7 protein-coding genes and 1 pseudogene are annotated in these 8,152 nt (G+C 33.5%); 7 read left to right on the top strand and 1 reads right to left on the bottom strand.

Annotated elements, in window-relative coordinates; all coding sequences use genetic code 11:
• Window positions 1–468: pseudogene (locus tag Q3907_RS09850) on the bottom strand (amidohydrolase); the annotation flags it as partial.
• Between the two features lie 114 nt (window positions 469–582).
• Between Q3907_RS09850 and Q3907_RS09845 the strand changes: the two are divergent.
• The 7 genes from Q3907_RS09845 to Q3907_RS09815 all read left to right on the top strand — a co-directional run bounded on the left by Q3907_RS09845 (window position 583) and on the right by Q3907_RS09815 (window position 8,105).
• The gene (locus Q3907_RS09845) at window positions 583–1,755 is read left to right on the top strand and encodes a D-alanyl-D-alanine carboxypeptidase family protein (RefSeq protein WP_301898151.1); all 1,173 of its coding nucleotides are present in this window, start codon (window positions 583–585) and stop codon (window positions 1,753–1,755) included.
• A 30-nt stretch (window positions 1,756–1,785) separates the two neighbouring features.
• On the top strand, window positions 1,786–2,544 hold the full coding sequence (locus Q3907_RS09840; protein ID WP_301898150.1) for a ZIP family metal transporter: 759 nt from the start codon (window positions 1,786–1,788) through the stop codon (window positions 2,542–2,544).
• An 86-nt stretch (window positions 2,545–2,630) separates the two neighbouring features.
• Window positions 2,631–3,983, top strand: coding sequence for an MATE family efflux transporter (locus Q3907_RS09835; RefSeq protein ID WP_301898149.1), 1,353 nt, complete (start codon window positions 2,631–2,633; stop codon window positions 3,981–3,983).
• 76 nt (window positions 3,984–4,059) lie between these two features.
• On the top strand, window positions 4,060–5,790 hold the full coding sequence (locus Q3907_RS09830) for an AAA family ATPase (RefSeq protein ID WP_301898148.1): 1,731 nt from the start codon (window positions 4,060–4,062) through the stop codon (window positions 5,788–5,790).
• A gap of 95 nt (window positions 5,791–5,885) precedes the next feature.
• A complete protein-coding gene (locus Q3907_RS09825; RefSeq protein ID WP_217799206.1) occupies window positions 5,886–6,407 on the top strand; it encodes a UTRA domain-containing protein in 522 nt (173 codons plus the stop codon).
• The gene (locus Q3907_RS09820; protein ID WP_295642658.1) at window positions 6,404–7,135 is read left to right on the top strand and encodes a GntR family transcriptional regulator; all 732 of its coding nucleotides are present in this window, start codon (window positions 6,404–6,406) and stop codon (window positions 7,133–7,135) included. Before Q3907_RS09825 ends, Q3907_RS09820 begins: the two co-directional genes overlap by 4 nt.
• A gap of 184 nt (window positions 7,136–7,319) precedes the next feature.
• Window positions 7,320–8,105, top strand: a complete 786-nt coding sequence (locus Q3907_RS09815; protein WP_003864233.1) for a PTS sugar transporter subunit IIC — start codon at window positions 7,320–7,322, stop codon at window positions 8,103–8,105.
• Window positions 8,106–8,152: the final 47 nt, after the last annotated feature.

The following is an 8,152-nucleotide window of genomic DNA, read 5'->3' as shown; positions in this document are numbered from 1 at the left end:
ATAACAACGCTTAGGATTTTCACCAAAGGCAGCCTTCATCGCAATTGGATTTTGAATTGTCATTTCATCAATACAATTTCCTTTTGTCTTATACGCAAAGAAAGTTCCACCAAGAACGTTAGCACTACCAGGACCAGCAGCAACTGTAGTAACACCACCTTTTAATGCAAGTTCTACGGTTTCATCCATTGGATTACATCCATCAATACCACGCATGTTTGGTGTGATTGGATCTGTGATTTCGTTGACATCATCACCTTCAAAGCGAATGGCTGTTTCTTCCATGCCTAAGTGGCAATGACTTTCAACTAAACCAGGAAATACAAAGAGTCCATTTAAATCTTGTACTTCTTCATCTTTTGGATTTAAATCTTTTCCTACTTCTGTAAATACACCCTTATCGATTCTAAAATCTCCTACAAAAGGGTCTTGTTCCATTGTATAAATGGTTGCGTTTTTGAATAACATATAATCACCTCTACGAGGTATTGTAACATGCCTTGAAAAAAATTACATATTAAATGTAAAAAATTGAAATTTGTCTTTCCGCATTGCATTTTATATAATGATTTAGGTGAATTTATGAAAAAAGTAAAAAGAAAAGTGAACAGAAAAAGAATTATAATTGTAGTGCTGATTCCGCTTATTTGTATCGCATTATTGATTGCGAATTTTACTAGTATTCGATTGAGTATTAAAGGATATCATAAAGAGGATAAAAAGGTTGTATTAAAATTAGAAAAAGATGATATCAAAGATATCTTGGACTATGATCAAATTATTGATATTTCGAAGTGGAATAAAGTAAAAAATGATTCGCACTATTTATTGTATGACAAGTATTACAGGGCTTCTAAAGAGAGTGTAAAGAAAGTTGTTTATTATATTGATTCTTACTATGAAAGAATGGAAGACTTAAATTATTTGGGCTATACAACGGATGTGTTATTTAATAATTCGGATATATATACCATTTCAAATTTGGATACATTGATTTCAGCAAGTGTACCTTATAAAAAGGCAAAGAAATATTTGGCAATTAAAGGTGCACAAATCAAAGATATCAAGGAATATGTGGATTCTGGATTAAAGCCTTTAAAAGCTGTATTAACCGTTTCTTATCCAGGCATTGATTCAAGTAAGCGTGATGATCGTACATATACAATTGAGGATCCTGCAAATATGTTGGTTTTAATTAAAAATGGTTTTAGTGTACCAAGCGATTATGTACCAAGCGATTTAAGAGATGTGAATATTCCATATGAAAGTGAAGTTGGACAATTAAGGGATGAAGCGGCAACTGCGCTTGAAAATATGTATAAGGATGGTTTGAAAAAAGGTTATAGTATTGCGATCAAGAGTTCATATCGTTCTTATGAAACACAATTAGCTGTTTATAATGAATATTTTGCGATGTATGATGCGGCTTATGCGGCAAGCTTAGTTTCGACTCCAGGATCAAGTGAACACCAATGCGGATTGAGTGTGGATCTAACAAGTCAAAGTGTATTGGATGGAGAATATGGAACGTTTGGAGAATCACCAGACTATGATTGGGTTGAAGAAAATGCCTATAAATATGGATTCATTTTGCGTTTCCCAGAAAATGCAAGAGATAGAACGGGCGCTACTAATGAGCCATGGCACTTTAGATATGTAGGAAAAGAAGCAGCTAAAGAAATTCATGATAAAGGATGGATCTTAGAGGATTATATTGAACATCATGGATTTGCATATAATTTGCGTTTGAATTGACGAATATAAAGGAATTAGTTTAAACTAACTATGGTGATAATTATGTGGTTAGGATTACTAATTCCTTTTTTTGGCACAACTTTAGGTTCAGCAGTTGTGTATTTTATGGAAAATAAAAATAATGAACTATTGTCTAGATGCTTTTCAGGTATTGCCTCAGGTGTCATGGTGGCTGCAAGTATTTGGTCTTTATTGATTCCGGCAATCGAACAAGAAAAGGATATTTTGATCATTGTGCTTGGTATATTCTTAGGCGCTTTATTACTACTTGTTTTAGATTGTATTGTTCCTCATATGCATCCTGGAACAAATGATGAAGAGGGAAAAGAATCACATCTTAAGAAAACGACAAAGCTAGTTTTTGCGGTTACTTTGCATAATATTCCAGAAGGTATGGCTGTTGGTGTGGTATTGGCGCAAGCTTTAAACACACAAAATTTGTATTCCGCTTTAGCTTTATCCATTGGGATTGCGATACAAAATTTTCCCGAAGGCGCCATTTTATCTTTACCCTTAAAGAGTAATGGATATTCAAAACATAAGGCGTTTTTGATTGGTGCATTATCGGGTATTGTAGAACCAATATTTGGCTATATCACAATCTTATTTTCAAATTGGATTTTACAATGCTTGCCACTTTGTTTAAGTTTTGCGGCAGGCGCTATGTTGTTTGTGGTGATTGAAGAACTGGTTCCGGAAATGGCACAAGGAAAACATTCGAATCTTCCAACAATTTCTTTCTTGTTTGGATTTTGTATCATGATGGTGTTGGATGTAATTTTAGGATAAGCTTTCAATTTTTTCAGAAAAGAGTTAAAATTATTTTACATTATGTAGAAGACCAATATGGAATTCTGCATTTTCTTTTGGAAAGGGTGAAGGCGTTGGAAAGCACAGATTTATTAAAGGGAAGCATATGGAAATCAATATTGATATTTTCTTTACCATTATTGGTTGGAAATTTATTTCAACAATTATACAATACAGTAGATTCGTATGTGGTAGGAAACTTTGTCAGTTCGCATGCCCTTGCCGCCGTAGGACAATCGACTTCCATCATTAATATGTTAGTTGGATTCTTTATGGGATTATCAACGGGTGCTGGTGTTGTGATTGCACAATATTTTGGAGCCAAAGAAACAAAAAAGATGCAGGATTCCATCCATACATCTTTAGCTTTAACTTTAGTTTTATGCGTCTTATTCACAATATTGGGTATTGCTCTATCTAAACCCATCTTAGTTATGATTGGTTCTCCTAAAGAAGTTTTACCTTTGGCTGTAATTTATCTTCAAATCTATTTTGCGGGCGTATCCTTCTCGTTAATTTATAATATGGGCGCCGGAATTTTAAGAGCTTTGGGTGATAGTAAAAATCCGTTGATCTACTTAGTTGTATCGAGTTTAGTCAATATTGTATTAGACTTTGTGTTTGTGATCTACTTTCATTTAGGTGTTGCCGGTGTGGGTATTGCGACAACACTTGCACAGCTTGTATCCGCTATTTTAGTCATGCATGAATTGATGCATACAGATAAAGATTATAAGGTATATATTTCTAAGATTCGTTTTTCAAAGCCAATTCTCTCAAGAATTATTTCAATTGGAATTCCGGCAGCCCTACAAAATAGTATTGTTTCTTTTTCCAATGTAATCGTACAATCGTATATTTCTAAATTTGGTTCAGCAGCTGTTGCAGGATATAGTACAACTACAAAACTAGACGGTTTCTTGCAGCTTCCAATTCAAAGCTTCTCGATGGCTATCACAACGTTTGTGGGACAGAACTATGGAGCTCAAAACTATAAGCGTGTAAGAAAAGGTTTATATACAACACTATTGATGTGTGAAATAATCATCGCATTAGGAGCCTTCTTGATTTATACAAATGGAGAGTTCTTAGTCGGATTATTCTCACAAGATAAAGATGTGATTGTAGCTGGTGTGACTATGATTTCTGTCTTTGCGCCAGGCTATATCTTCCTTCCTTTATCCCATATCACTGCAGGTGCCCTAAGAGGTGTTGGTTTATCGAAAATACCAATGTATTCGATGATTTTATGTTTCGTTATTTTAAGACAAGTCTATTTATTTGTGGCAACACAATTTAGTTCAGAATTAATTACTGTATTCTTAGGTTGGCCATTGACATGGATTGTAAATGCAGCACTATTGATGGGGTATTATCATATATATTCAAAAAAACTAGTAAGAGGCGATATTTATTAATCGTCTCCTTTTTATACCCTTGAACAGTAAATTCTAAATGGGTATAATGGGTATAACAGATGGTAGGTGAAGAATTATGGATAATGAGAAAATAATAGAGCGTATTGCTGAAATTGAGCGTGAGATAGCTGTTTTACCGGCTGGCGGCGTTTCTAAAAAGAATGTACATGGTAATATTTATTATTATCATAGAATCACTCAGAATGGGAAGCGAATGGAAAAATATGTAAAAGCTGAAGATGTTGATGAACTTAAATCGAATATTGAGAAAAGAAAAAAATTAGAAAAGGAATTAAAAAAATTAAAACAATATATGCCTAAAGAAAAAAATCTTGATTTTAAGACAAAGGTGATTGTTGGTAATAGACTCAAATCTTTAGTTTCTATTACACGAAACTATAAAAAAAGAGAATGTATTCAAATACTTAGAGATTATATCTTCAAAGATATAGACGATAAAGTATTCATATTATATGGATTAAGACGAACTGGAAAAACCACATTGATTCGTCAGATTATTTTAGAATTGTCTGAATCTGATTTTAATAAAGCTGCGTTTATTCAAGTTACATCAAAAGATTCTTTATCCGATATTGATGAAGACTTAAGATTGTTAGAAAAAAATGGATATAAATATGTATTTTTGGATGAAATGACATTGATGGAAGATTTCATTGAAGGCTCCGCTTTATTTTCGGATATTTATGCAAGTAGTGGAATGAAAATTGTTCTTTCTGGAACGGATTCGCTTGGTTTCGCGTTTTCTAAAGAAGAACAATTATATGATCGATGTATTATGCTACATACTACATTTATACCCTATAGAGAATTTGAAAATGTACTTGGTATATATGGGATTGATGAGTATATACGTTATGGAGGGACAATGAGTCTTGGTGGAATCAATTATAATGCGAGCACACCATTTTCAAATATTAAGGATACAGAAGAGTATATTAATACTTCGATTGCGAAGAATATCCAACATTCTTTAAAGATGTACCAATATGGGGGTCATTTTCGTCAGCTTTTAGATTTATATGAAAAAGGAGAGCTTACGAATGTGATTAATCGAGTAGTAGAAGATATGAATCATAGATTTACAAAAAGTGTTGTGGAAAGAATCACTGCCAATAATTTGTTGGGGGATAGAGTGGACTCATTAAATCTAGATAAGGTGACTCTGGGAATAAAGAATATGCTTGATATTTTAAATAAGGAAGAACAAAGTGTTGATATTAGTGATGTGCATATGACTCAAATTAAAGAGTATCTGGCGATATTGGACTTAATAAAAGAAATAGATTTAGAATATTTACCAGAAGTAAACCAGAAGAGTAAAATTATAGTGGTTACACAGCCTGGTTTAAGATATGCACAAGCCGAAGCTATTGTTGAAAATCTTCTTTTAGATGAAAAGTTCCAAGAGTTAGATATCCAAAAAAGGACACGTATTTTAGAACGTTTACTTAGTGAAATTCGTGGCAAAATGATGGAGGATATAGTTCTTTTGGAAACAAAACTCGCAAAAAAAGATAAACATGTCTTTAAATTGCAATTTCCAATTGGTGAGTTTGATATGGTTGTGCAAGATCCGAAAACATTATCATGTGAAATATATGAAATAAAATACAGTAAGGAACGAGCATGTGAACAATATCGACATATAAATGATGAAGAAAAGTGTGCGATGACGACACATCGATATGGCAATATTACCGGAAGGTATGTGATTTATCGTGGAGAAAATACAGAGATGGATACGATTCAGTATTTAAACGTTGAAGATTATTTAAAAAGTTTGTAGGGATCAAATTGAGGCGATATTTATGAATCGTCTCCTTTTTTTGTATACCAAAACATGATATGATGGGTATACCAATTATATAGGGAGAAAAGAGTATGGATAAGGATAATATATATGTACTTCGCGACATAGATTGTTTTATGTCGGTTACAGAAGCGATTCGTGAACAAGGTTTAACTTTAGAAAATCGTATTATTGAAAAGAAAGTGATTGAATCCAATTACTATTTGTCGAAACAATTAAATGTGCCGTTGGCTACTAAACTCTTCTATTTATGTCGAGTTCGATATGTAGAAGGGATCGCCCAATCCATTGAAAAAACGTATATTGAATATTCGAAGGTGGAAGGACTTGAAGAATATGATCTTGGGAATACATCGTTTTATGGGCTTTTATTAAGGGAATATGGTATACAGGTTTATGAAACACAAGAAGAATTATTATTGGTGGAGGCAAAAAGGGAAGAAAAAAGATTATTAGGATTAGAAGGAAAATGCGAGATTTTATTAAATCGTGGAACTTCTTATGTTTCAAAAAATGATCATGAGCCTTTTGAATATTTTGAAATGTCAAGTCTACCAAGCTTTTATAGATATAGGAGTGTGTCAGAAATATGAGTGAAAAACCAATCTATGTACAACTGATGGACAGCATCAAAAAGAAAATTCAGGATGGACAACTTCAAGTCGGAGATCGTTTAGTGAGTGAAAGAGAGATGTCCGAACAATATGGAATCAATCGAATGACGGTGCGAAATGCATTAAAAAAACTACAAGAAGAAGGGGTTATTAAAACAAAAAGAGGCAGTGGAAACTATGTTGCGAAAGTTCCATATGTTGAAGAAAAACTAGAATTAGGTCGTGCCGGTGTTTATTCATTGAGTGCGCAGATTCGTCAAAAGGGAATGAAATCGAGTCGTAAAACACTATCTTTGACAAAGATAAAGCCTAAAGATAAATTAAAGGAAGTTTTTCCAAATGAAGATCATATATATGAAATTATTCGTTTGTCTTATATCAATGATGAGCCTTATGCATTGCAGAAGGTATATATTCCTTGTTCTAAATTCGAGGATGCAGAGCGTTTTGATTTTGAGAGCTTTTCATTATATGACTATATGGATGATTTAGGACATCGACCTAGAACTATGGTTTCTTATTTGCGCATTGATTCTTTGCCGATAGAGTATCGAAAATATATGGATATTGAAAGAAATGTATTTATTTTTGATTATCATGGCTATGATGAGAATCGTGAATTGGTGGAGTATACAATTTCATATCATAATCCAAAGTATTCATCATTTAAATATGTAACCCAAGGGTTGAAGTTTAGAAGTCAATAAATTGGTATATAAGTATATCAGAATAGAGGTGTCTAATTGGTAGATACCTCTTTTTTTTGCGACTAATATTGAATTGGTATACATGTGTGCCAAAGAAATTGTTGATATTGGTATATATACATGGTATAAATGAATTAGGAAATGGTATTAGATATATACCAATGTCATTAAGGAGGAGAGTAATATGACATTTATTCAAGCGTTATTAATCGGCTTGATTGCCGGTCTAACCGTTTTGGATGGAAACTGGTTAGGTGAAGCTAAATTCCGTGAACCTGTTGTTACTGGATTCTTAGTTGGTTTAGCTTTAGGAGATGTTACGAAAGGATTGAAGGTTGGTGCAGAATTACAACTTTTATGGATGGGAGCAACTGGTATTGGTCCTACAGCTCAACTTGATATTGGTACTGGTGGAACAATTGGTGCAGCTGTTGCGATTATGACTGGCAAAGGTGCTGAAACAGCTATTCTATTTGGTGTTCCAGTTGCAGTTGTTATGCAGTTTATTAACACATTACTAATTGCTTCTTATTCTGGATTGATGCACAAAGTAGATAATGATATTGAAGCAGGTAATTTTAAGTCAATCGCATTGACTCATCATTTCTGTAACTGGGCAACATTCGCATTATATTCATTAGTTGCATTTGTAGCTATGTATTTTGGCCATGGCGTAATCCAAGCTATCGCAGATGGACTTCCTGCATGGGCAAATGCTGGATTAAACGGTGTAGCTGCATTGCTTCCTGCATTAGGATTTGCGTTATTGTTGAACATTATCTTCGAAAAAGATTTAACACCATACTTAATTATTGGATTTGTTCTTGCAGCATATGCAGGTCAAGCCATCACTATGGTTGGTATCACATTGATCGCATTCGCAATCGCAATGATTATTTATCAAATTCGCTCAAACCAAGGAACAGTTGTTCAAAGTGCTTCAGCTTTGGATGATGAATGGGAGGACTAGAACATGGCTAAAAATGATGTAATTAGTGTTGAAAATAATATAACAAA

The sequence above is a fragment of the uncultured Holdemanella sp. genome, from assembly GCF_958348295.1.
In the GTDB taxonomy this organism is placed as follows: domain Bacteria; phylum Bacillota_I; class Bacilli_A; order Erysipelotrichales; family Erysipelotrichaceae; genus Holdemanella.
Note: the sequence above shows the minus strand (reverse complement) of the source record. Positions and strands in the feature narration are given on the sequence as shown.